We start from the raw sequence: 23,698 nt of genomic DNA, 5'->3' as shown, positions 1-23,698 counted from the left end.
GAAATGCGCTTTTTATTCAAAATTCAACAATTATTCATAAACGCCGATAAAGAATTTGTCATAAACTGTGTAACAGAACGTTTTGGAACATCGGCCAACCAAAGGAGACGGAATGCATCACGCCACACCGCTTATCACCACCATTGTTGGTGGTCTCGTGCTCGCTTTTTTACTGGGTATGCTGGCTAACAAGCTGCGCATATCTCCGCTGGTGGGCTATTTATTAGCTGGCGTGCTGGCGGGGCCTTTTACTCCCGGTTTTGTTGCTGATACCAAACTTGCCCCTGAGCTGGCGGAATTAGGCGTGATTCTGCTGATGTTCGGCGTCGGGCTGCATTTTTCATTGAAGGATTTGATGGCGGTAAAGGCCATCGCCATCCCCGGCGCCGTCGCGCAAATTGGCGTCGCGACGCTGCTGGGCATGGCGCTTTCATGGCTGATGGGCTGGTCGATAATGACCGGTATCGTCTTTGGTCTCTGTTTGTCGACGGCAAGCACCGTCGTGCTGCTCCGCGCGCTTGAAGAAAGGCAGCTGATTGATACTCAGCGAGGGCAAATTGCCATCGGCTGGCTGATTGTCGAAGATTTGGTGATGGTGCTGACTCTGGTGCTGCTGCCAGCCGTCGCCGGTATGCTGGAAAAAGGCAACGTTGGGCTGGTTTCTCTGAGCCTGGATATGGCTATCACCATTGGGAAGGTCGCGGCGTTTATCGCCCTGATGATGCTGGTAGGCCGCCGCCTTGTGCCGTGGATTCTGGCTCGCAGCGCGGCGACGGGCTCCCGGGAGCTGTTTACCCTGTCCGTACTGGCGCTGGCGCTGGGCATCGCGTTCGGCGCGGTTGAGCTGTTTGATGTCTCCTTTGCGCTGGGTGCCTTCTTTGCCGGTATGGTGCTGAATGAGTCAGAGCTAAGCCACCGCGCGGCACACGACACCCTGCCGCTACGCGATGCGTTTGCGGTGCTGTTCTTTGTGTCCGTCGGCATGCTGTTTGACCCGCTGATTTTGATTCAGGAACCTCTGGCGGTGCTGGGCACGCTGGCCATCATTATCTTCGGTAAATCCCTGGCGGCATTTCTGCTGGTACGCATGTTCGGCCATTCCCAGCGTACCGCACTGACCATCGCCACCAGCCTCGCGCAGATCGGCGAATTTGCCTTTATTCTGGCCGGCCTCGGCATGGCGCTAAACCTGCTGCCGCAAACGGGGCAGAATTTGGTACTGGCAGGCGCCATTCTGTCGATTATGCTGAACCCAATTCTATTTGCCGTACTTGAGCGCTACCTCGAGAAAACCGAAACCCTGGACGAGCAAACCCTCGAAGAGGCTATCGAGGAAGAAAAACAAATCCCGGTGGATATCTGCAACCACGCGCTGCTGGTAGGCTATGGCCGCGTGGGTAGCTTGCTTGGCGAGAAACTTATTGCCGAAGGTGTGCCATTGGTGGTGATCGAAACCTCCCGCAGCCGGGTTGATGAACTGCGCGAGCGCGGGATCCGCGCCGTGCTGGGCAATGCTGCTAACGAAGAGATCATGAATCTGGCCCATCTGGACTGCGCCCGCTGGCTGCTGTTGACCATTCCTAACGGCTACGAGGCGGGAGAAATCGTCGCCACGGCCAGAGAAAAATGCCCGGACATCGAAATCATCGCCCGCGCGCACTACGACGACGAAGTGGATTACATCACCGAGCGTGGTGCTAATCAGGTTGTGATGGGAGAAAGGGAGATTGCCAACACCATGCTTGGGCTGCTGGTGCCGCCGGTGGCGCAGGAAGCGGTAACGGGTTAATTCTCTTTTAGGGCAGGTCTGGCACCTGCCCGTGTTAAAACAGCTGAGCCTGCAGGCTCAGCTTTTCAGCTTAGCGTTCCCAGTAAGATTCTTCGAGGCTGTCTTCCCGCTCCGGCAGGCCGCGCGTCAGGCGTGGAGAATGCTGATTCAGAACCTGATAGCTCACTCGGTTGGCATATTTGCACACCTGGGCAAGCGAGGAATAAGTCAGCCAGGTCAGCTTATGCTTGCTGGAGTTAGGCACGTTACTGCGGTGGTAGTTGTTCGCAGTGATATCGTGGAGCAGTGCCGCCAGCGCTCCGTCTCCCGCGCCATTGGTGTTCATGATCTTCTCCGGACCGCCCATGTATGGCGCGATGTGGGAGTAAATTCGCAGCGGTTCAGCGCAGTCTTTCAGGCGCATCGCGCGGCTAAACTCAAACTGGTTAAATTCGGCAATCGCGCCAGGCAGAAGTGGATGCTGGGTTTTACGCTTCGCGGTTTCTTCGGTATAGCCAGCCATATAAAGCCCCACAGGCCCGGCGGTGCAAAGTACCAAATCCACCCAGTCCAGCGCCTTGTCGGCGGCCAGCAGCGGATCGCTTTCACCGGTTAGCGCTTCGCCTTCCTCTTCGTTCATCGCGAGGATCGAAACGTGCTCGCTCAGGAAGGCCTGCCACCAGGCCGGGTTCTCGGCAATCACGTATTTGGTGCCCAGGGTCAGCACCACCGGCACGTTGTGTTTCTTCGCCCAGGCAATCGCCTGCATGGTGGCGTCGGGCATCGGCTCACCCGGCTTGCAGCGCACCAGATAAGAGGTCAGCACCAGCGCGGACGCCCCGGCAATCACCTCTTCAGGAATGCTTTCCGCACGCAGCTGGTTCATGTGGCCCGGGCTGATGGCAAAAGTACGCTCGCCCTGGTCACCAATCAGCGTGAAGCAGCGGCCAATCGGGCCGTCAACGCCCTGTAAGTAGTTAAGATCGGTCCGGCTGGAGGTATTGCAGAGGTAGCGGTAGGCGTAGCTACCGATCTCGACATTGCGGCACATGACGCCGAGCAGCACCGAGCGGTCATCGGCCAGCACCGAGTAATTGTGCATGGTATTGCCGATGGTGCCTCCGGCAAACTGATGGGTAATCAGGTTGTTGTCGACCAGCTCTTTGTAGAGCGCGTCGGCCACGTCATCCTCAATCACCAGAGAGTGGCCAAAACTCAGCCCGTAGCGCTGTACAAACTCATCGTCCACTTTGGCTTCGATATCGACCAGCGTCTGGTCGATGCCGACCACCCAGGAAGAGCCGCTTTCTGCTTCAGGCTGAGTTTGCTGTAAGAGCGGGTCGCGGGCACTGACGGGGAAGTAGTGTTTGGATTTGCGTTTACCGGGAAATTTCATGGTGTCGTTACGGGGCTGGATAATAAGGCGGTGAATAGTAGCATTCCCCGCCTCAGGTTTCTATTTGCGATACCGCTCCACCAGATTCATCATCATCGCGATATGGGCCGGATCGTCATTCAGCGCCGGAATGTACTCGTATTTCGTCCCGCCCGCCTCGATAAACACTTCCCGGTTCTGGACCGCCATCTCTTCCAGGGTTTCCAGGCAGTCAGCAGAGAAGCCCGGGCACATCACCTGAATATGCTTCACGCCCTTTTCGGCCAGCATTTTCAACGTTTCGTCAGTGTACGGCATCAGCCAGGGTTCGCGGCCAAAGCGGGACTGGTAGGTCATCATCACCTTTTCCGGCGGTAGCTCAAGGGCGCTCAGCAGCTCACGCGTGGTGTCGCGGCAGCGCTGCGGGTAATCATCGCCTTCGTTCGCGTAGCGCTGCGGAATGCCGTGATAAGAGAGCAGCAGCACGTCCGGCTCGCCGTGTTCGGCAAAAGAGCGTTTGACCGAGGCCGCCAGGGCGTTGATGTACGCCGGCTCTGTGGCATAGTCGCGAATCAGGGAAATAGAAGGCAGACTGCGGTAATCGGCAAAGATTCGCCCCAGCTCGTCCCATACCGCCGCCACGGTTGAACAGGAAAACTGCGGATAAAGCGGCAGCACCACAATGTGCGTCACGTTCTGCGCCAGGAGGTCGTCCACGGCGCTTTTGAGCGACGGTTCGCCGTAGCTCATCCCCAGCGCAACCGGCGTATCCGGCAGCTGCTGTGCCAGCGCTTTTTCCTGCCGACGGCTGTATACCATCAAGGGCGAGCCCTCCTCCATCCAGATGGACTGATAGAGTTTGGCGACGCGCGGTGAACGGATCGGCAAAATGACGCCACGCAGCAGCGGCCACCACAATAGCCGAGGCGTATCTACCACGCGCTTATCGCTCAGGAACTGACGAAGATAGCGGTTGACCGCCGCCGGCGTCGGGGCGCTCGGCGTACCAAGGTTAGCCAGTAAGATGCCAATTTTTTCCTGATTCATTCCCACCCCTTATCTATAAATTGCCGTCAATTGTAACGTAAAAGAGCGAAACGAGAACCGATTACAGTGAAAGGGGAAAATAGGGGCAAAAAAATACCAGGGCATGCCCTGGTATTCATTGTCGCGGTGAGAAATTATCCGAGGATCTTTTCCAGTTCAGCGCGCACGTCAGCCACGGCCTGGGTGCCGTCAACTTTAGCGTATTGAGTGTTGCCCGCCTGCGCTTCTTTAGAGTAGTAGCCGATCAGCGGCGCGGTCATCTGATGGTATTCCACCAGGCGTTTACGCACGGTTTCTTCCTGGTCGTCTTTACGGGTGGTCAGCTCTTCGCCGGTCACGTCGTCTTTGCCTTCAACCTTAGGCGGGTTGAATTTAATGTGGTAAACGCGGCCGGAAGCAGCGTGCACGCGACGGCCTACGATGCGGTCAACGATCAGCTCGTCAGGTACGTCGAACTCCAGCACAAAGTCAACCTTGATGCCCGCTTCTTTCATGGCGTCTGCCTGCGGGATAGTGCGTGGGAAACCGTCCAGCAGGAAGCCGTTACGGCAGTCTTCCTGCGCAATGCGCTCTTTAACCAGGGCGATAACCAGCTCATCGGTCACCAGTTTGCCAGCATCCATGATGTCTTTGGCCTGTTTACCCAGTTCTGAACCAGATTTAACCGCAGCACGCAGCATATCACCGGTGGAGATTTGCGGAATGCCGTATTTCTCCATGATGAACTGAGCCTGAGTCCCTTTACCTGCGCCCGGCGCGCCGAGCAGAATGATACGCATTGCGTAATTCCCCATACATTTAATTATTCAATCGAATTTGAGGCGAAAACCATACCACTAAAGGCGGTATCATCACAAGGAAGGGAGGCGCTCAGGCTGAAGCCCCGAGCCTCGATTCCGCCTGAATCCCGACCACTTTTCGCCCCTGACTGAAGCCAGAATCGGTTCAGCCAGGGCGCATTTTTATTTTTACAGCAGCTGACTCATCCCTTGTATCACCAGGGAATAATAAGGTCTTCGTCGGGTAATTTATGAGCCGCCAGGCTGGATGAAAAAGGCCCGCTATATAGATTAGGTTTATGTACAGCAATTATAATGACGGCCAACACAGCCTGCCGACGCAGTTTGGCGTCAGGCTGTTAGCCAGGAGATCTATTTTGCTAAGAGGAAGAGCGCCCGCCATGAATAAGCCCTTAATTGCCATTATCTGTTGTTTGCTGCTAAGCGGGTGCACATCTCAGTGGGTAAAAACCCGCAGTAACGCGCAGGAGTACACCAGCGCACGTGGCGCCTGTGAAACCCAGTCCCAGCAGGCTTTTCCAGTGAGGAACGAGGTTGCACAGCGCACTAAGTACACCACTTACTACGAAGCCTGTACTAAAAAAGATGAGTGTGATGGCGAGAAAACCCGGGCGGTAAAAAAGCCAGAAATTGAAAGCTATGTGATGGACGTGAATAGCGAAAGCCGGGACCGGTTATTTAATCAGTGCATGGAACTGAAAGGTTGGGAAAGCAAAATAAAGTGGCTGTAATACCTGAAATTCAACATCCATAGCCCATATTCCGACAGAAAAATAACCTTACTTTTTAAAGCATGAAATTTTCTGCAGTTACTGTGCCTGAATAGTTAAGTGAAAAAAAACCACCTGTCGATACAGGTGGTTTTTGTCAGATAATCAATCCGACTTAAGAAACCAGCAGCTGGTTCATGCGGCGGATGAACTGGTTAGGATCTTCCAGCTGACCGCGCTCGGCTAACAGCGCCTGGTCAAGCAGCAGCTCAACCCACTCGCCGAACTGCGCATCATCCTGCGTATCCGCAGCGCGTTTTACCAGCGCATGCTCCGGGTTAAGCTCGAAGATGTACTTCACTTCCGGCACTTCCTGGCCCGCAGCGGCAAACAGTTTCGCCATCTGGGTGCTCATGTCGTTGCTGTCGGTGGTGACGATCGCCGGGGTATCGGTCAGACGGTGAGTCAGACGAACTTCTTTGACGCGCTCGCCCAGCAGGGTTTTCACGCGATCCACGAACGGCTCCAGCGCCTTCTCGGCTTCTTTCGCTTCTTCGGTTTCTTCGTCCGTCAGCTTATCCAGTGATTCATCCGTCTTGCTGACTGACTGGAATGCTTTCCCGTCGAATTCGGTCAGGTAGCTCATCATCCACTCATCGATGCGATCGGAAAGCAGCAGAACCTCGATGCCTTTCTTACGCAGCAGTTCCAGATGCGGGCTGCTCTTCGCCGCCGCGTAGCTGTCTGCGGTGATGTAGTAGATCTTCTCCTGACCTTCTTTCATGCGGGAGACATACTCTTCCAGCGACACGGTCTGTGCCGAGGAGTCGTTGTGCGTGGTCGCGAAGCGCAGCAGTTTAGCGATAGCTTCCTGGTTCGCGTTATCTTCCGCCGGGCCTTCTTTCAGCACGAGGCCAAAGTTTTTCCAGAAGGTCTGGTATTTCTCAGCATCGTCTTTCGCCAGCTTGTCCAGCATCTGCAGCACACGTTTGGTCAGCGCGCTACGCAGGTTCTGGGTCACGCGGCTGTCCTGCAGGATTTCGCGGGAAACGTTCAGCGGCAGATCGTTAGAATCTATCAGGCCACGCACGAAGCGCAGGTAGTTCGGCATGAACTGCTCGGCATCGTCCATGATAAACACGCGCTGCACGTAGAGTTTCAGCCCGTGTTTATGGTCGCGGTTCCACATATCCCACGGTGCCTGGGAAGGGATGTACAGCAGGCTGGTGTACTCCTGCTTACCTTCTACGCGGTTGTGGCTCCAGGCAATAGGATCGGTAAAGTCGTGGGCGATGTGCTTGTAGAACTCTTTGTATTCGTCGTCGCTAACGTCGGACTTGCTGCGGGTCCACAGCGCCTGAGCTTTGTTGATTTTTTCCCAGCTGATAACGGTTTCGCCGTCTTTCTCTTCACGCTGTTCAATCTCAACCGGCAGAGCGATGTGGTCAGAATATTTACTGATGATGGAGCGCACGCGCCAGTCATCCAGGAACTCATCTTCGCCTTCGCGCAGGTGCAGCGTAATTTCTGTGCCGCGATCGGCTTTCTCAATATCGGCTACGGTGTATTCGCCCGCGCCTTCAGACTCCCAGAACACGCCCTGCTCCGCGCTGGCACCGGCGGCACGAGTGCGAACGGTGACTTTGTCCGCCACGATAAACGCGGAGTAGAAGCCCACGCCGAACTGGCCGATAAGCTGGCTGTCTTTCGCCTGGTCGGAGCCCATGGACTCGAGGAAAGCTTTGGTGCCGGATTTAGCGATGGTGCCCAGATGGTCGATGACTTCATCACGGGTCATGCCGATGCCGTTATCGGCGATGGTCAGAGTGCGGTTGTCTTTGTCAAAAGAGACACGAACGCGCAGTTCACCGTCGCCTTCGTAAAGGCTGGCGTTAGACAGGGCGCGGAAGCGCAGCTTGTCTGCCGCATCGGAGGCGTTGGAGATCAGCTCACGCAGGAAGATTTCTTTGTTTGAATAGAGAGAGTGGATCATCAGGTGCAGAAGCTGTTTTACCTCTGACTGAAAACCGCGAGTCTCTTGTCCTTTCATGGTCATTGATACCTCAACAAAATCATACGGGATGAAGAAAGCGTTGAGGGGGATATGGTAGCGATTTGTGCCTTTTCAAGCAGGAGGAGGCAAAAACCTCCCCCGACCGATTAAAAATTAATCTTATGGCGACCCAGCAGCGAGTGCGAAAGCGTGGTGCCATCCACCATTTCCAGCTCGCCGCCCACCGGCACACCGTGCGCGATACGGCTGGCCTCAACGCCGTACTGCCCGCACAGCTCGGCAATGTAGTTCGCCGTGGCTTCGCCTTCTACCGTCGGGTTGGTGGCAAGAATCACTTCTTTCATGGATTCGCTGGCAAGACGCTGTTCAAGGCGATCCAGTCCGATGTCGTTCGGGCCAATGCCGTCCAGCGGCGAGAGATGCCCCATTAAGACAAAATAGCGCCCCGAGAACTGGCCGGTTTGCTCGATGGCGTGAATATCCGCCGGGCTTTCCACCACGCAAATCTGGCCGTTTTCCTGGCGGCGTGGGTTGGAGCAAATGGAGCACACTTCCTGCTCCGTAAAGGTACGGCAATCCGCACAGTGGCCGATTTCGGACATCGCGCGGGTCAGCGCCTGAGCCAGACGCATCCCACCGCTGCGGTCGCGCTGCAGCAGGGCAAACGCCATACGCTGGGCAGATTTCGGGCCAACGCCGGGCAGGCAGCGCAGGGATTCCATAAGGGCTGAGAGTAAAGGACTGGTTTGCATCGCTCGGGCTTGTGAGAAAAAAGTGGGCTATAGCCTAACATTAGCCCCGCGGATGGGTATAGGAAAAGATATCCCCCGCGCGAAGGCTCGCCGGGGGATAAAGTTTACGCGATGTCTTTGCCGAAACGACCCTGGTTAAAATCATCGATAGCCTGATGAATTTCCTCTTTGGTGTTCATCACGAACGGGCCGTGGCCAACCACAGGCTCATTCAATGGCTCACCGCTGAGCAGCAGTACCACCGCGTCATTATTGGCTTCGAGGGTCACGCTTTCGCCTTTGGCATCCAGCACTACCAGCTGTGCTTCACGCGCCACCTCTTCACCGTTGACCAGTACCGTGCCTTTCAACACCACCAGCGCCGTGTTCCAGCCGTCTTTCACCGCCAGTTGAGTGACGCCCTGCTGGTTAAGGCGCAAATCCCAGATGCTGATGGGCGAGAAAGTCCTGGCCGGGCCTTTGGTCCCGTCAAACTCACCGGCAATCACCCGAACTTTACCGGCGTTGTCCGGCAAATCGACCACCGGAATATCGCCGTCGGTAATCGGCTGATAGCCAGGCGCGGTCATTTTGTCTTTGGCAGGCAGGTTAACCCACAGCTGCACCATTTCCAGACTGCCGCCCGCTTCGCTAAACGCCGGAGAATGATATTCCTCGTGCAGGATCCCACTCCCCGCAGTCATCCACTGCACGTCACCCGGGCCAATCACGCCGCCGTTGCCGGCGTTATCGCGGTGCGCCACTTCGCCTTTATAGACGATGGTCACGGTTTCAAAGCCGCGATGCGGGTGCTGATCCACCCCGCGCTGGCCTTTATTGCTCGGCTTAAATTCCGCCGGGCCCGCGTAGTCCAGCAGCAGGAATGGGCTAAGCTGCTCGGCAAATTTTGAGTACGAAAACAGCGACCGAACCGGGAATCCATCCCCCACCCAATGAGAAGCCGGTGCGGTATAAACGCCAAGAATTGATTTCATGATTCTCTCCACAAGGGTTGTTTCTGATGGGATAAAGCTTACCCGTCAGACGCTCAGCTCGGTAGAGTGCTAAAATGGACTCAGTGTTCCAATAACAGGACAATAGAAATGCAAGACTTAAACGACCTGAGGTACTTCGTGCAGGTGGTGGACAATGGCGGTTTTTCACCCGCCAGCCGGGCGATCGGCATTCCTAAATCCCGACTGAGCCGCCGCATTGCGCTGCTGGAAGAACGGCTTGAAACCCGCCTGCTGCAGCGCTCCACGCGCAGCTTCACGGTCACCGAAGCCGGGCAGATCTTCTACCGCCACTGCAAAGCGATGATGATCGAAGCTGAAGCGGCGCAGGAAGCCATCGACACGCTAAAGTCAGAGCCGCGAGGGCTGATCCGACTCACCTGCCCGATAGCGCTGCTGCATGTCCATGTCGGCGATATGCTGGCGCGCTTTATGCGTCTTTATCCGCAAATTGTTATTCAGCTTGAGGAAACCAACCGCCGCGTGGACGTGCTGAACGAAAACGTTGATTTAGCCATTCGCGTGAGGCCTCTACCGCTGGAAGACAGTGACCTGGTGATGCGCAAACTGGCCATCCGCAGCATGTGCCTGGTGGCCAGCCCGGATTTAGTCGCCCGACAGGGTATGCCGGCGGCACCCACGGATCTCGCCCGCTGGCCAAGCCTGGCGCTGGACAGGCCGCAGCAAACTTATCGCTGGTGCCTGTTTGGCCCGGAGCAGCAGGAGGTGATTGTGCACCATAAGCCCCGCTTTGTGACGACTGATATGATCGCGCTGCGTACCGCGGCGCTAAACGGCATTGGCGTCGTGCAGCTCCCGAAGCTGATGCTTAACGACGCGCTGGTGCAGGGCAAGCTGGTTCACGTGTTACCCGAATGGCGCGCAAGAATGGAGGTCGTGCATGCGGTCTTCCCTTCACGACGAGGACAGTTACCGGCGGTGCGGGCGCTAATTGATTTTCTGGCGGAGAGTTATCAGGCACTGGACGAGGAGTGATAAAACGGCCTTCTCCCGGGCGGGAGAAGGCTGGAAAACATCAGAATGGCATTTTGAAGCCCGGTGGCAATTGCATGCCGTTGGACACCCCAGCCATTTTTTCTTTCTGCGCTTCGCCAATACGGCGAGCGGCATCGTTGAAGGCTGCGGCAACCAGGTCTTCAACCATCTCTTTGTCATCTTCCATCAGGCTTGGGTCGATTTCGACACGGCGGCAGTTGTGTGCCCCGTTGATGGTCACTTTCACCAGGCCCGCGCCGGACTCGCCGGTGACTTCCATGTTGGCGATTTCTTCCTGAGCCTGGGCCATTTTTTCCTGCATCTGCTGGGCCTGCTTCATCAGGTTACCCAGACCGCCTTTTCCAAACATAATCTTCTCTCTTTCATCGGGCCAGCCCTCGCAGAATGCGAGAGTGGCTATCAGGGTTACACACTATGCCGCGCCAGGCGAGGCATATCAAACAGGGCGAATACTATCTTCATCCAGCTCCGCATCAAAGAACCTTTGCAGAGTCTGAATATTGCTGTCGTTGCTCATCGCCTCGCGCGCCTGCGCCAGCTTCTCTTCGTAGATAGCCTGACGCCACTCCAGCGGCGTGCGGCGCGCCAGATTATCATCTTCAATAATAGTCAGTTCTATCGCTTCACCATGGTGCGAACTCAGGGCATCTGACAGCGTTTTTTGCGCCGAGGGCGAATTCAGGTGACGCTGGCCTGGGCGCAAATGAAGGCAAACCCGGTTGCCGTCCACCTCTTTCCAGGCGTTAAGCGCCAGCTGTTGCACCAGCTTGGGCAGCACCAGCTGATTGATTTCCGCCGCCCATTCGTCGCGTTCGGTAGCCTCTTCGGCCAGCTTCTGCGCCAGCTCCGGCGTTTTCTCATGCTCAAGCGCTTTTTTCAGCGCCTTGGGCGTAGCGACCGGCTCGGGGGCCTCTTCAACCGGATTTTGAGCCTTCCAGCGATAGGCTTCTGGCTTCGCTGGTTTTTCCAGCGCCGTCGGCGCAGGGCGCGCCTGAACGCGTTCGGTCACCGAGGCCAAACGTTCCAGCGCGGAGCTTTTTGCCGGCCGCGCTAGTCGTTGCGCTGCCGGCTCATTCTTTTTTGCTTTATCAGCCTCCTGCTGGCGCATCAGCTGGCTGCGCGCCTGGAGGATTTGACTGGTGGCATCCGGCAGCGGAGGGGCTTCCCTGTCCGGCGGCAGTGCCGCCTGCTGCTGCCTTGTGGCTGGCTGGTGCGAGACCGGGTTGACCACCGGAATGCTTGCCGCCTGGCGGGGAACTTCCGGCTCAGGCAGCGGCTTGCGCGGGTGGAAAGCCAGCGCGCGCAGCAGCGTCATTTCTACGCCCATGCGGCGATCGGGCGCCCACGGTAACTCTTTGCGGCCAATCAGCAATGTCTGGTAGTAAAGCTGCACGTCGGCCGGGGGAACAACGCGGGCAAGCTCGCGCATGCGCTGTTCGATGGTCGCCATATCGCTGCCAAGGGCAGACGGAGAAAGCTGAACCATCGCCACGCGATGCAGCAGCGCGGACATTTCTACCAACAGCGCTTCCCACTCCACGCCGCGCGCGGCCGCGTCGTTCAGCAAGGCCATGACTCGCTGGCCGTCGGCCTGGACGACAGCTTCAATCAGCGACAGCGCCTGGTCATCATCCAGCGTGCCGAGCATAGCGCTGACGGCGGCGGTAGTGACCTGCCCGTCTCCGCTGGCAATCGCCTGGTCGGTGAGGCTCAGCGCATCGCGCAGGCTGCCGTCCGCCGCGCGGGCTAACAGCTGCAGCGCCCGGGGTTCGCTTACGACTTTCTCTTCACCAAGAATGTGCTCCAACTGATGGCGGATCTGTTCGACATCCAGCGCTTTCAGGTGGAATTGCAGGCAGCGAGAAAGAATGGTCACCGGCAGCTTTTGCGGATCGGTGGTGGCCAGCAGGAATTTTACGTGCGGAGGCGGCTCTTCCAGCGTCTTAAGCAGCGCGTTGAAGCTGTGGCGCGAGAGCATGTGCACTTCGTCAATAAGGTAGACTTTAAAGCGGCCGCGGGCGGGAGCGTACTGCACGTTGTCCAGCAGATCGCGGGTGTCTTCTACCTTAGTGCGCGAGGCGGCGTCTATCTCAATCAGGTCGACAAAGCGGCCCTGTTCTATTTCACGGCAGTTATCGCAGACGCCACACGGGGTTGCAGTAATGCCGGTTTCACAATTCAGCCCTTTCGCCAGCAAACGGGCGATTGAGGTTTTCCCCACCCCACGCGTGCCGGAAAAAAGATACGCATGGTGAATGCGGCCCAGCGACAAACCATTAGCCAGCGCGGTCAGTACGTGTTGCTGGCCGACAACATCAGCAAAAGTTTGGGGGCGCCATTTGCGGGCTAAGACCTGGTAGCTCATCTGGAGTTAGGCTCTGGTTCGCGGGAAAGGTGAATCGAGGGGGTAATGCTAACATAAGCCCCGCCCGCTGGGCGAGGCTTGTGATATCTGACCAGATACTGGCGCTTTAAAAGCATTCTCTTCGCCTCAAAAAAGCAAAGGATATGTACTTTTGACTTGCCCAAACGCCTAAAAACCACGTTTTTTGGGCGTTTGTCTCAAAACTAAAGCCCCGCCGCTGGGCGAGGCCTGTAGATCGAAGAAGCTTAGTGGCCCGGGAAAGGCACCAGGCAGAAGCTTTTCACGCCCATTTTTTCCAGGCGCTGCTCGCCGCCGAGGTCAAACAGGTTGATAACGAAAGCGGCATCGGTCACTTCCCCGCCAAGGCGACGAATCAGTTTCACCGTTGCTTCAATGGTGCCGCCGGTTGCCAGCAGATCGTCCACGACCAGCACTTTATCGCCCGGTTTGATGGCATCCACGTGGATTTCAAGGCTGTCTGTGCCGTATTCCAGCTCGTAGCTTTCGGCGATGGTTTCACGCGGCAGCTTACGAGGTTTGCGCACGGGAATGAACCCCACGTCCAGCTCCAGCGCAACCGGGGCGCCAAACAGGAAGCCACGCGCTTCAGTACCTACCACTTTGGTGATACCGGCGTCTTTGAAACGAGAAACTAACAGCGCAATGCTGGTGGCATATGCTTTCGGATCTTCCAGCAAGCTGGTCACGTCACGGAACAGAATTCCTGGTTTTGGGTAATCAGGAACGCTTTTAATGCTGTTTTTGAGATATTCAAGCTGCTGCGCAGTCGCGGTCATCGGTTTATGCCTGCTAAAAACATGATACTAAACAGAGTACCTGTGGGTTCAAATGTGAACCACTGGTTAACGGTTAACCAGCTGTACCCGTGCTCGAAAACGCTCGAATTTACTGGCTGGACGCGACAATTGCAACAGCTTCTGCTGCGGTTTATCGCTTTTGTTGTGCTTCATCAAGCACCGGGATGCGCCACATAAAAACAAGCAGCGCACAAAGTATCACCAACAGCAAAATTCTAACCCACACTATCTTCACCAGCCATAGCGAAAGCGCGAAGGTGACGAGAATAAACAGGATAGCTTTTGGCTTTGCGCCCCGGGGCATGGCGCGGTGCGTTTGCCAGTGCCGCAGATAGCTGCCAAACCATGAGCGGTACAGCAGCCAGTGGTGAAAACGCGGCGACGAGCGGGCAAAACACCACGCGGCCAGCAGCAAAAAAGGCGTGGTCGGCAACAGCGGTAATATCACGCCCAGCGTCGCAAGCACTACCGCCAGCCAGCCGATGATGAGTAGAATAAGACGCTTCATGCTGTAACCTCTGACAATCCCTGGAGAGCCATTCTGTGAAAACCGCTTCGCTGTTACAAGCCCTGGAAACTCGGGTCGCCGAGCTGGCCGCCGCCGTGGAGCCGGTCGCCCTTCTCCGGGCAAGCCAGGCGCGCTTCGACCGAAAACTCTTTCATACCCACAGCACGCAGCTGAAAGACTATCTCCAGGAAGCTCAGGCTAATCTCACCCAGCTTCAGCTTAGCGTCAGCCACGGCAAAACGGACCAGGTGGCGTTTATCGCCGAAAAACTGGTGGCGCAGATTGCCGCGCTACAGCGGGAATTGGCCACCGCGCATTTACGCCAAAGCGAGCCGCAGCAAAAGGTGCAGGAAAACCTGTACGAAAAACTGGCTACCCATCAGGATTACGAACGCAGGCTGCTGGCGATGGTGAGCGATAGAGAAAGCCAGCTTTCCCTGCAAACCACGCTTGCTGGCCAGCAAAAGCTTCAGCGAGAACTGGCCGCGCTGGAAGGCCGCCTGCAGCGCTGTCGTCAGGCGCTGACCCGCATAGAAAAAGCCATTGAAAGACGCGAGCGCGGGCTGAGTTAACCCCCAACTAAGGAGCAAGAATGTCGCTGGATAACGCCCCGGACGAGATCAAACTGGCCGTCGATTTAATCATGCTGCTGGAGCAGCATCAGATCCCAACGGACACCGCCCTCGCGGCGCTGGACATTGTCCGTCAGGATTTTCTGCGTAAGCAGCGGGAAGCACAAACGCCTCCCGCCGGCGATTAAGGCTGGCCGGTCGGCGGCAACAGGCCACCGTTTTTGCCTAAATCACGCTTAACTTCCGTCAGCTCATCGCCTTTTTCATTGTGCAGATGCACTTCAAGCTGGTTGAAGGCAATATTGATATTGTTTTCACGGCACAGTCTGTCAATGGCGCGGTTCAGCTCATCCACGGTAATGCTGCGGTCGCGCAGTTCACGAACGTACAAGCGCAGTTCGTGGTCAAGCGTACTGGCCCCAAACGTCGTGAAGTACACCGCCGGTTCCGGGTCATGCATCACCCGCGGATGTTCCATCGCCGCCTTCAGCAGGATCTCTTTCACTTTATCGAGATCGGATCCATACGCCACGCCGAGCTTGATCACCACGCGGGTGATCGTGTCGGTCAGCGACCAGTTGATCAGTCGTTCGGTCACAAACGCCTTGTTCGGAATGATCACTTCTTTACGGTCAAAGTCGGTGATTGTCGTTGCACGGATGCGGATCTTACTGACGCTGCCTGAGAATGTCCCGATGGTGACGGTATCGCCGATGCGTACCGGGCGTTCAAACAGGATGATCAGGCCGGAAACGAAGTTACCGAAGATCTCCTGCAAACCAAAGCCCAGGCCCACCGACAGCGCCGCCGCCAGCCATTGCAGTTTGTCCCACGACACGCCCAGCGAGCCAAACACCGTCATCGCGCCAATCACGATAATGGCGTAGTTGAGGATGGTCGTAATGGCGTAAGAGGCGCCCTGGCGCATTTTCAGGCGCGACAGAACCAGCACTTCCAGCAGGCCCGGCAAGTTTCGAATCAGCGCCCAGGCGACCATCGTCGCCACTATCGCGAACAAGATGCTGCCCATCGTAACGTTTTTCATCACCGTGGCACCGGCTTCGCTGCCGGTGTAATGCCACAGTACGATGCTGTCGAGATAGGCAAAGACGGTAATTAAATCCGACCAGATGGCGTAGAACACCACGCCGAACAGGGCGAACATCAGCAGCATGGTCAAACGCATGGTTTGCTGGTTGATCTGATCCAGCGCCAGCGGCGGCTCTTCTACCGGCTCTGCGCCCTCTGCGCCCTCTTTAACCATGTTCTGCCGGCGAGCCAGCGCGCGGCGGTAGGCAATACGGCGTGCCGCAACGCTCAGGCCGCGGATCACCGTCTGGTGAATCAGGTTCCAGATAATCACCAGGTAAACCGTGTCTATCCAGCGGTTAGCCAGGCGCAGCGTGGTATAGAAATAGCCGGTTGCGGTCAGCACCAGCAGCGCGACCGGCACAATGGAGAGCACCGTGATGGTCAGCAGCCGCATCGGATGAGACTCTTTATCCCGCCAGTTGTCGCGGCACATCGGGATAACCAGGGCGGTGATCAGCAGCAGGTTAAGGAAGATCATAAACTGCCCGAGCACATCGTCCATCAGGTTCAGCGGCGACAATTCACCGACAACCGACCAGAATAACAGCGGCAGCAAAGCAAAGCTGATGCGCACGATCTGACGACGATAATGGCGGGTCAGGTGCTCCGGCATGTTAAACCAGATCACGGCCAGACCTCGGCTGCTCAGAATGCGCCAGGCCATGCCAAACACCAGCCAGAATAGCGCCAGCTCTTTGGCAAACGCCCACAGCAGCTCGCTGATATTGAGCTGCATAAACAGCAATACCAGCCCCACCGAGAGAATGGCCATCGTCAGCGGCAGCACTTTCAGGAAGTTGAGCAGAATCGCTTTAGGCGTGTTGAGCTGGGTATCCGTACGCAACTGCCCGACTTCCGAGGCCAGCTTAGCCAGCTGCCTGTCGATCCACTTATAGCGCCAGCGCAGCAGCCCGGCCAGCAGCATTAACGGCAGCGCGGTGAACAGCGACATAAACAGCCCGTCCAGCACTTTGTGCCAGCTGATATCCAGCTTCATGCCTTTGATTTGGTCGTGCAGCGCCCCCGGGAAGGATTTGATCCACTCCCAGTTCATTGGCTTGTTACTGTTCACCCAGAAGATTTGCTGGGTCAGCATTTTCTGCAGGCTGGTGCTGACGCTCATCAGCTGCTGTTGGTTAATTTGCAGGTTAATCGCCATCATCAGCTGGTTGCCCAGCTGCTTGTTGAGCTGATCCAACAGCTCGCGGCGCATATCTATCACCTGCATCAGCGCATCGTGAACTTCGTCGTTAACCTCGTTTTTATGCCCTTCGACAATCTTGTCGACGTAGCTGTCGCTTTGGAACAGGGCATCGCGCTGCTGGTTGATATCAAACTGCTCGAGGCGCAGATCGGCAATGCGGTTGGTGAGGTCTTCAAGGTCGTCGGCAGACGGCAGCGTTTGCTGCTGCTGATAAAGAATGCGCGACAGCAAGAGGCTGCCCTTCAATACCGAGATTTGTTCTTTCAGGTTACGTTCGGACTGCAGCGCACGATCGAGCCAGTTTTTGACGCGGATATTCCGCTGAACCAGCTCATTTCCGCTTTGGGTGGCGTTAATCAGCCGCTGACTGAGCTGGTGGTTAACGTCCAGCTCCTGACGCACCAGCGGGTTATTCTGCACCGCGCTGGCATCGGCGTCGTCCGGCGTGACGGCTTCCTGAGCCGTTTTTTCCGTCAGCGTTAAGCGCTTGCTGTTAACCGCTTCCTGCAGCAGTTGAAGCGTGTGCTCAAGCTGCCCGATATTGGCGTTAGTGTAATCGCGCTGTTTTTGCAGCGCATCCTGCAAGACGGTGTTGCCTTCCAGGCTTTTCCGCTGCTGTTCAATTTGGGTGTTCAGCAGCGCCTGCTGGACCAGCAGCAAGTTTTGCTGGCTTGGGCGTAGCGTGGCTTCCCCCGGCGTAGTGCCGTTCAGCCTGTTACGCACCTGCAGAAGCTGCTGGGAGGCGCTGTACATGGCATTCTGCACGCGCTCGGGCTGAGTTTGCAGCGACACCAGCTGACTGTTCAGCGTGGATAAGTCGTTATTGGCCGACTGCAGCTGATCCAGCACGCTGGTCAACCGGGCCTCCAGCTGGCGCAGGGAAAGCGAGCCCAGCGTTTTACGCGTGGCTTCGTCATCGGCTGGCGTACTCAGCGAGTTCAGCGCGTCGGTGGCCTGTTTGAGCTTGTCCGGCGCCTGGGCAACCGTGGTTTTAAGCTGTGCCGTCTCTTGCTTCACGCGGTCGAGCTTGTCCAGCATCTCAAGCGTTTCCGTGAGATCTTTTTGGGTAAGCTTATCGTCCGGCGTCAGCGTTTTTTGCTTATTCAGCGAGTCCAGCTGCGACTGCACCTCTGCCTTTGTAGGCAAATCGCCATTGCCTGCCGCTGCCTGAGCCACAGAAAAAGGCAACAGGACGGAAACACACAAAAACAGGAAAAGAATCAATGCGGAACGGGAAGTCCGCGACAGAGCGTTGGGCTGGGTAGTCATGGTTGAGTCATTACGGTGCTGCGCATGATAAGTGCCAGCTAAAAGTAAAAGGCCACGGAAGACGCGCAGAATAACACGGCTTCAGGGCGCAGAATAGCAATCGCCCTCGGAGGAATCTCAAATGATTTATCGGGTGAATGGCAGCCGAAAGTTACGCCGGTTTGTTCAGCGTGGGGCTAAGCTGGAACATCTCCAGCAGGACGGCGACAAAGTCTGGTGCTTTAGCATGTAAATCAAAGGTTTCCGGAGCCACCAGCCAGTTCTCAATCAGCCCGGTAATGTAGCTGCGCATCAGCGTGACAGCGAGGGAAAGGCGCAGGCCTGCAGGGAGTTTCCCGGCGTCGATACAGCGCTGTAAAGCGGCTTCGATACGCTCATTTCCTTCCATATAAAGCGTGCGTCTGGCCTGCTGCAAAACCTCAAGTTCGCCCACAAACTCACACTTGTGGAAAATGATTTCTGTCATCAGGCGCCGGCGCTCTTCTGTCACCGTTGCCTGTAGGATATAAATGAGTAACTCTCTTATCACTGAGAGTGGATCGTCTGGATATTTTGCCCGATACTCAATCTCTAAGTCACCAATACTGGATTCGGTTAGCTCCCAGATCTCACTAAACAATTCCGACTTATTTTTGAAATGCCAGTAAATTGCACCACGTGTTACTCCGGCAGCCTGCGCAATATCCGCCAGCGAAGTCGCGGAGACGCCCTGTTGTGAAAACAGGCGAATCGCAACGTCGAGGATGTGCTGGCGGGTTTCAAGCGCCTGAGCTTTAGTTTTTCGTGCCATAAGTGAGTGAATTTACTTTAGTCAGATTTACATACATTTGTGAACGTATGTACCATAGCACGACGATAATATAAACACAGCAATGGGTTTGTGGACATTTGATCCATTGAACAACTTTGAAATCGGACACTCGAGGTTTACATATGAACAAAAACAGAGGGTTTACGCCTCTGGCGGCCGTTCTGATGCTCTCAGGCAGCTTAGCGCTTACAGGATGTAACGAGAAAGAGACTCAGCAGAGTGCGCCGCACGCCCCGGAAGTGGGTGTAGTGACTCTGAAAAGCGCGCCATTGCAGATTACTACTGAGCTTCCAGGACGCACCAACGCCTTCCGCATCGCAGAAGTTCGTCCTCAGGTTAGCGGCATTATTCTGAAGCGTAACTTCACTGAAGGTAGCGATATTCAGGCCGGTGTTTCGCTGTATCAGATCGATCCTGCCACCTATCAGGCTGCCTACGACAGCGCGAAAGGCGACCTGGCGAAAGCCCAGTCCAGCGCGAATCTCGCACAGCTGACCGTCAAACGTTACCAGAAACTGCTGGGCACCAAATACATCAGCCAGTCTGACTACGATACGGCTGCGGCAACCGCACAGCAGGCAAACGCTGACGTCGTCGCAGCAAAAGCCGCGGTTGAAACTGCTCGTATCAACCTGGCCTACACCAAAGTCACTTCGCCTATCAGCGGCCGCATCGGGAAATCCGCGGTCACCGAAGGTGCGCTGGTTACCAGCGGGCAAACCACCGCCCTCGCCACCGTCCAGCAGCTTGACCCGATTTATGTGGATGTAACCCAGTCCAGCGATGACTTCCTGCGCCTGAAGCAGGAGCTGGCCGACGGCAAACTGAAACAGGAAAACGGTAAAGCGAAAGTCCAGCTAACGATGAACAACGGCGTTACCTACCCTCAGGAAGGCTCGCTGGAATTCTCTGAAGTGACCGTTGACCAGACCACCGGGTCTATCACCCTGCGCGCTATCTTCCCTAACCCGGACAAAACCCTGCTGCCAGGGATGTTTGTTCGCGCCAAACTGGAAGAAGGCGTTAATCCGAACGCCATCCTGGTTCCGCAGCAGGGGGTTACTCGTACTCCACGCGGCGATGCTTCCGCGATGGTCGTTGGGAAGGATGACAAAGTTGAAGTTCGCCAGCTGCAAACCAGCCAGGCGATCGGCGACAAATGGCTGGTTACCGATGGGTTACAAACAGGCGATCGCGTGATTGTTACCGGCCTACAGAAAGTAAAACCGGGTGTTCAGGTAAAAGCGCAGGAAGTTGCGGAAGACAATAAAGGCCAACAGCAACCCGCCGCAGGCGCGCAGTCAGAACAACCGAAGTCTTAACTCAAACAGGAGCCGTTAAGACATGTCTAAGTTTTTTATCGATCGCCCCATCTTTGCCTGGGTAATCGCCATCATTATTATGTTGGCGGGTGCGCTTGCGATCATGAAATTGCCTATCGCGCAGTATCCCACGATCGCGCCACCGGCAATTCAGATCTCGGCTAACTACCCGGGTGCAGATGCGAAAACGGTACAGGATTCAGTAACCCAGGTTATCGAACAGAATATGAACGGTATCGATGGCCTGTTATACATGTCCTCTACCAGTGATTCCTCTGGTACCGTTCAAATCACCATTACCTTCGATTCCGGCACCGATGCCGATATCGCACAGGTTCAGGTTCAGAACAAACTGCAATTGGCTATGCCGCTGCTGCCGCAGGAAGTACAGCAGCAAGGGGTTAGCGTTGAGAAGTCCTCAAGTAGCTTCCTGATGGTACTGGGTATGATCAGCACCGACGGTTCTATGAACCAGCAGGATATTGCTGACTACGTTGGCGCAACCATTAAAGACCCGGTCAGCCGTACCCACGGTGTTGGTGACGTTCAGCTGTTTGGTGCTCAGTACGCGATGCGTATCTGGATGGATCCGAACAAACTGAACAACTACCAACTGACGCCGGTGGATGTGATCAACGCTATCAAGGCACAAAACGCCCAGGTAGCAGCAGGCCAGCTCGGCGGAACGCCGCCGGTTAAAGGTCAGCAGCTGAACGCCTCTATCATTGCGCAAACCCGTCTGAAATCTGCAGAAGAGTTCAGCAAAATCCTGATGAAAGTGAATCAGGATGGGTCTCGCGTACTGCTGAAAGACGTGGCAAAAGTTGAGCTGGGTGGCGAAAGCTATGACGTTATCGCCCGCTATAACGGCCAGCCTGCAGCCGGTCTGGGTGTAAAACTGGCGACAGGTGCTAACGCCCTGGATACCGCCGAAGCGGTACGCGCCACGGTAGAAAAACTTCAGCCTTACTTCCCGGCAGGCCTGAAGGTTGTGTACCCGTACGACACCACACCGTTCGTTAAAATCTCCATTAACGAAGTAGTAAAAACGCTGGTCGAAGCTATCGTGCTGGTGTTCCTGGTTATGTATCTGTTCCTGCAGAACTTCCGGGCAACGCTGATTCCAACCATTGCGGTACCGGTGGTACTGCTGGGCACGTTCGCTATCCTTGCCGCCTTTGGCTACTCGATAAACACCCTGACGATGTTCGGCATGGTGCTGGCGATAGGCCTGTTGGTGGATGACGCCATCGTTGTGGTTGAAAACGTTGAGCGCGTGATGGTGGAAGATGGACTGCCACCGAAGGAAGCCACGCGTAAATCCATGGGCCAGATTCAGGGCGCACTGGTCGGTATCGCGATGGTACTGTCCGCGGTCTTTATTCCGATGGCGTTCTTCGGCGGTTCTACCGGTGCAATCTACCGTCAGTTCTCGATTACCATTGTTTCGGCGATGGTGCTCTCGGTGCTTGTCGCGATGGTTCTGACTCCTGCACTCTGTGCAACCATGCTTAAGCCAATCCCGAAAGGTCATCACGATGACAAGAAAGGGTTCTTCGGCTGGTTCAACAGAATGTTCGAGAAGAGCACGCATCACTACACCGACAGCGTCGGTAACATTCTGCGCAGCACCGGCCGCTATCTGGTGGTGTATTTGCTGATTGTTGTCGGCATGGCGTTTCTGTTTGTTCGTCTGCCAAGCTCGTTCTTGCCGGATGAAGACCAGGGCGTGCTGTTAGCCATGGCGCAGCTGCCTGCGGGGGCAACCCAGGAACGTACGCAGAAAGTGCTGGATGAAGTCACGGATTACTTCCTGACGAAAGAGAAAGCCAACGTTAACTCAGTGTTTACCGTTAACGGCTTCGGCTTCTCTGGTCGTGGTCAGAACACCGGTCTGGCGTTCGTTTCGCTTAAAGACTGGAGTGAGCGTTCAGGGGAAGAGAACAAAGTTCCGGCTATTGCAGGCCGTGCGATGGGCACCTTCTCGCAGATTAAAGATGCAATGGTCTTTGCCTTTAACCTGCCGGCGATTGTCGAGCTGGGTACCGCAACCGGCTTTGACTTCCAGCTGATTGACCAGGCAAACCTTGGCCACGAGCAGCTCACTCAGGCTCGTAACCAACTGTTCGGCATGATTGCCCAACACCCTGACCTGCTGGTTGGCGTGCGTCCGAACGGTCTGGAAGATACACCGCAGTTCAAAATCGATATCGATCAGGAAAAAGCCCAGGCGCTGGGAGTATCCATTAGCGATATCAATACCACGCTGGGTGCAGCCTGGGGCGGCAGCTACGTCAATGACTTCATCGACCGTGGCCGCGTGAAGAAAGTGTATGTTATGGCCGAAGCGCCATACCGTATGCTGCCAGGCGACATCGGTAACTGGTACGTGCGTGGCTCTTCCGGCCAGATGGTTCCGTTCTCCGCGTTCTCTACCTCACGCTGGGAATACGGTTCGCCACGTCTGGAACGTTACAATGGCTTGCCTTCCATGGAAATCCTGGGCCAGGCAGCACCGGGTAAAAGTACCGGTGAAGCTATGGACATGATGGAGCAGCTGGCGGCGAAACTGCCAACCGGCATTGGCTTTGACTGGACAGGCATGTCCTACCAGGAACGCCTGTCCGGCAACCAGGCCCCTGCCCTGTACGCCATCTCGCTGATTGTGGTGTTCCTGTGTCTGGCGGCGCTGTATGAGAGCTGGTCAATTCCGTTCTCCGTCATGCTCGTGGTTCCGCTTGGCGTATTCGGTGCCCTGCTGGCCGCAACGATGCGTGGCCTCACCAACGACGTTTACTTCCAGGTTGGCCTGCTAACAACCATTGGCCTGTCGGCGAAGAACGCGATACTTATCGTTGAATTCGCCAAAGATCTGATGGAGAAAGAAGGCAAAGGTCTGATTGAAGCGACGCTTGAAGCCGTGCGTATGCGTCTGCGTCCGATTCTGATGACTTCCCTGGCATTTATCCTCGGGGTAATGCCGCTGGTTATCAGTACAGGTGCAGGCAGTGGCGCGCAGAATGCCGTAGGTACCGGTGTAATGGGCGGCATGGTGACCGCAACCGTGCTGGCTATCTTCTTCGTACCGGTGTTCTTCGTGGTGGTACGCCGCCGCTTCAGCCGCAAGAGTGAAGATATTGAACATGCGCATCCGGTAGAACACCACCAGTAAGCCGTTCAATCACATAACAAAAGGCCGCGTAATGCGGCCTTTTTTATGAATACAGAAACCGGTTTCTGCACTGTTATTTCAGATTTATAA

Annotated in this window: 19 protein-coding genes and 1 other annotated feature; of the genes, 7 read left to right on the top strand and 12 right to left on the bottom strand. The window is 55.9% G+C overall.

The genetic code is table 11. The annotated features are described in order from the left end of the window. The first annotated feature begins 112 nt into the window (after positions 1-112). Positions 113-1,789, top strand: a complete 1,677-nt coding sequence (ybaL, locus tag F3J29_RS00920) for a YbaL family putative K(+) efflux transporter (protein ID WP_166862295.1) — start codon at positions 113-115, stop codon at positions 1,787-1,789. Between the two features lie 70 nt (positions 1,790-1,859). Here ybaL and F3J29_RS00915 read toward each other — a convergent pair whose 3' ends face one another. The 3 genes from F3J29_RS00915 to adk all read right to left on the bottom strand — a co-directional run bounded on the left by F3J29_RS00915 (position 1,860) and on the right by adk (position 4,969). After that, on the bottom strand, positions 1,860-3,164 hold the full coding sequence (locus F3J29_RS00915; RefSeq protein WP_166862293.1) for an inosine/guanosine kinase: 1,305 nt from the start codon (positions 3,162-3,164) through the stop codon (positions 1,860-1,862). A 60-nt stretch (positions 3,165-3,224) separates the two neighbouring features. Next, entirely contained in the window at positions 3,225-4,190 is a 966-nt protein-coding gene (gene hemH, locus F3J29_RS00910) for a ferrochelatase (RefSeq protein ID WP_008460250.1), read from the bottom strand. Between the two features lie 134 nt (positions 4,191-4,324). Then, positions 4,325-4,969 (bottom strand): adenylate kinase, encoded by a 645-nt coding sequence (gene adk / locus F3J29_RS00905; RefSeq protein WP_008460251.1) that lies wholly within the window; start codon positions 4,967-4,969, stop codon positions 4,325-4,327. A 401-nt stretch (positions 4,970-5,370) separates the two neighbouring features. Between adk and F3J29_RS00900 the strand changes: the two genes are divergently transcribed. Next, positions 5,371-5,721, top strand: a complete 351-nt coding sequence (locus F3J29_RS00900; protein ID WP_166862291.1) for a hypothetical protein — start codon at positions 5,371-5,373, stop codon at positions 5,719-5,721. Between the two features lie 154 nt (positions 5,722-5,875). Here F3J29_RS00900 and htpG read toward each other — a convergent pair whose 3' ends face one another. From htpG to F3J29_RS00885, 3 genes are all read right to left on the bottom strand, one after another. Beyond that, complete coding sequence (htpG, locus tag F3J29_RS00895) at positions 5,876-7,750, bottom strand: molecular chaperone HtpG (protein WP_166862289.1); 1,875 nt, start codon at positions 7,748-7,750, stop codon at positions 5,876-5,878. Positions 7,751-7,860: 110 nt separating this feature from the next. Beyond that, positions 7,861-8,466 (bottom strand): recombination mediator RecR, encoded by a 606-nt coding sequence (gene recR, locus F3J29_RS00890; protein ID WP_166862287.1) that lies wholly within the window; start codon positions 8,464-8,466, stop codon positions 7,861-7,863. A gap of 104 nt (positions 8,467-8,570) precedes the next feature. Next, the gene (locus F3J29_RS00885) at positions 8,571-9,440 is read right to left on the bottom strand and encodes a pirin family protein (protein ID WP_166862285.1); all 870 of its coding nucleotides are present in this window, start codon (positions 9,438-9,440) and stop codon (positions 8,571-8,573) included. Positions 9,441-9,548: 108 nt separating this feature from the next. Here F3J29_RS00885 and F3J29_RS00880 point away from each other — a divergent pair, with 108 nt between their 5' ends. Then, the gene (locus F3J29_RS00880) at positions 9,549-10,454 is read left to right on the top strand and encodes a LysR family transcriptional regulator (protein ID WP_166862283.1); all 906 of its coding nucleotides are present in this window, start codon (positions 9,549-9,551) and stop codon (positions 10,452-10,454) included. Positions 10,455-10,494: 40 nt separating this feature from the next. Here F3J29_RS00880 and F3J29_RS00875 read toward each other — a convergent pair whose 3' ends face one another. The 4 genes from F3J29_RS00875 to F3J29_RS00860 all read right to left on the bottom strand — a co-directional run bounded on the left by F3J29_RS00875 (position 10,495) and on the right by F3J29_RS00860 (position 14,166). Continuing rightward, complete coding sequence (locus F3J29_RS00875; protein ID WP_008460260.1) at positions 10,495-10,824, bottom strand: YbaB/EbfC family nucleoid-associated protein; 330 nt, start codon at positions 10,822-10,824, stop codon at positions 10,495-10,497. Positions 10,825-10,911: 87 nt separating this feature from the next. Then, positions 10,912-12,840 (bottom strand): DNA polymerase III subunit gamma/tau, encoded by a 1,929-nt coding sequence (gene dnaX / locus F3J29_RS00870; protein ID WP_166862281.1) that lies wholly within the window; start codon positions 12,838-12,840, stop codon positions 10,912-10,914. Then, positions 11,512-11,576: a sequence feature (DnaX frameshifting element), on the bottom strand. (Overlaps the previous gene by 65 nt.) A 245-nt stretch (positions 12,841-13,085) precedes the next feature. Next, the gene (gene apt, locus F3J29_RS00865; protein ID WP_166862279.1) at positions 13,086-13,637 is read right to left on the bottom strand and encodes an adenine phosphoribosyltransferase; all 552 of its coding nucleotides are present in this window, start codon (positions 13,635-13,637) and stop codon (positions 13,086-13,088) included. A 151-nt stretch (positions 13,638-13,788) separates the two neighbouring features. Continuing rightward, on the bottom strand, positions 13,789-14,166 hold the full coding sequence (locus F3J29_RS00860) for a DUF454 family protein (RefSeq protein WP_166862277.1): 378 nt from the start codon (positions 14,164-14,166) through the stop codon (positions 13,789-13,791). A gap of 35 nt (positions 14,167-14,201) precedes the next feature. Here F3J29_RS00860 and priC point away from each other — a divergent pair, with 35 nt between their 5' ends. Further along, positions 14,202-14,738 carry a primosomal replication protein PriC gene (gene priC / locus F3J29_RS00855; protein WP_166862276.1) on the top strand — a complete coding sequence of 179 codons (537 nt, stop codon included), beginning with the start codon at positions 14,202-14,204 and terminating at the stop codon, positions 14,736-14,738. 20 nt (positions 14,739-14,758) lie between these two features. Then, a complete protein-coding gene (rsmS, locus tag F3J29_RS00850; RefSeq protein ID WP_166862274.1) occupies positions 14,759-14,926 on the top strand; it encodes a pleiotropic regulatory protein RsmS in 168 nt (55 codons plus the stop codon). Here the strand turns inward: rsmS and mscK are convergent. Both mscK and acrR read right to left on the bottom strand, forming a co-directional pair. Continuing rightward, complete coding sequence (gene mscK, locus F3J29_RS00845; RefSeq protein ID WP_166862272.1) at positions 14,923-18,303, bottom strand: mechanosensitive channel MscK; 3,381 nt, start codon at positions 18,301-18,303, stop codon at positions 14,923-14,925. The two genes, rsmS and mscK, sit on opposite strands and share 4 nt — an antisense overlap. 151 nt (positions 18,304-18,454) lie before the next feature. Then, positions 18,455-19,093: a multidrug efflux transporter transcriptional repressor AcrR gene (acrR, locus tag F3J29_RS00840; protein WP_008460292.1), complete on the bottom strand. Its 639-nt coding sequence runs from the start codon at positions 19,091-19,093 to the stop codon at positions 18,455-18,457. Positions 19,094-19,236: 143 nt separating this feature from the next. Here acrR and F3J29_RS00835 point away from each other — a divergent pair, with 143 nt between their 5' ends. Together F3J29_RS00835 and acrB are read left to right on the top strand one after the other, a co-directional pair. Beyond that, on the top strand, positions 19,237-20,436 hold the full coding sequence (locus F3J29_RS00835; RefSeq protein WP_166862270.1) for an efflux RND transporter periplasmic adaptor subunit: 1,200 nt from the start codon (positions 19,237-19,239) through the stop codon (positions 20,434-20,436). 22 nt (positions 20,437-20,458) lie between these two features. Next, on the top strand, positions 20,459-23,608 hold the full coding sequence (gene acrB, locus F3J29_RS00830; protein ID WP_166862268.1) for a multidrug efflux RND transporter permease subunit AcrB: 3,150 nt from the start codon (positions 20,459-20,461) through the stop codon (positions 23,606-23,608). Positions 23,609-23,698: the final 90 nt, after the last annotated feature.

Source organism: Enterobacter sp. Cy-643, from assembly GCF_011752815.1.
Lineage (GTDB): Bacteria > Pseudomonadota > Gammaproteobacteria > Enterobacterales > Enterobacteriaceae > Cedecea.
The sequence above is the reverse complement of the archived record's forward strand: the minus strand, read 5'-3'. Positions and strand labels throughout refer to the sequence as shown.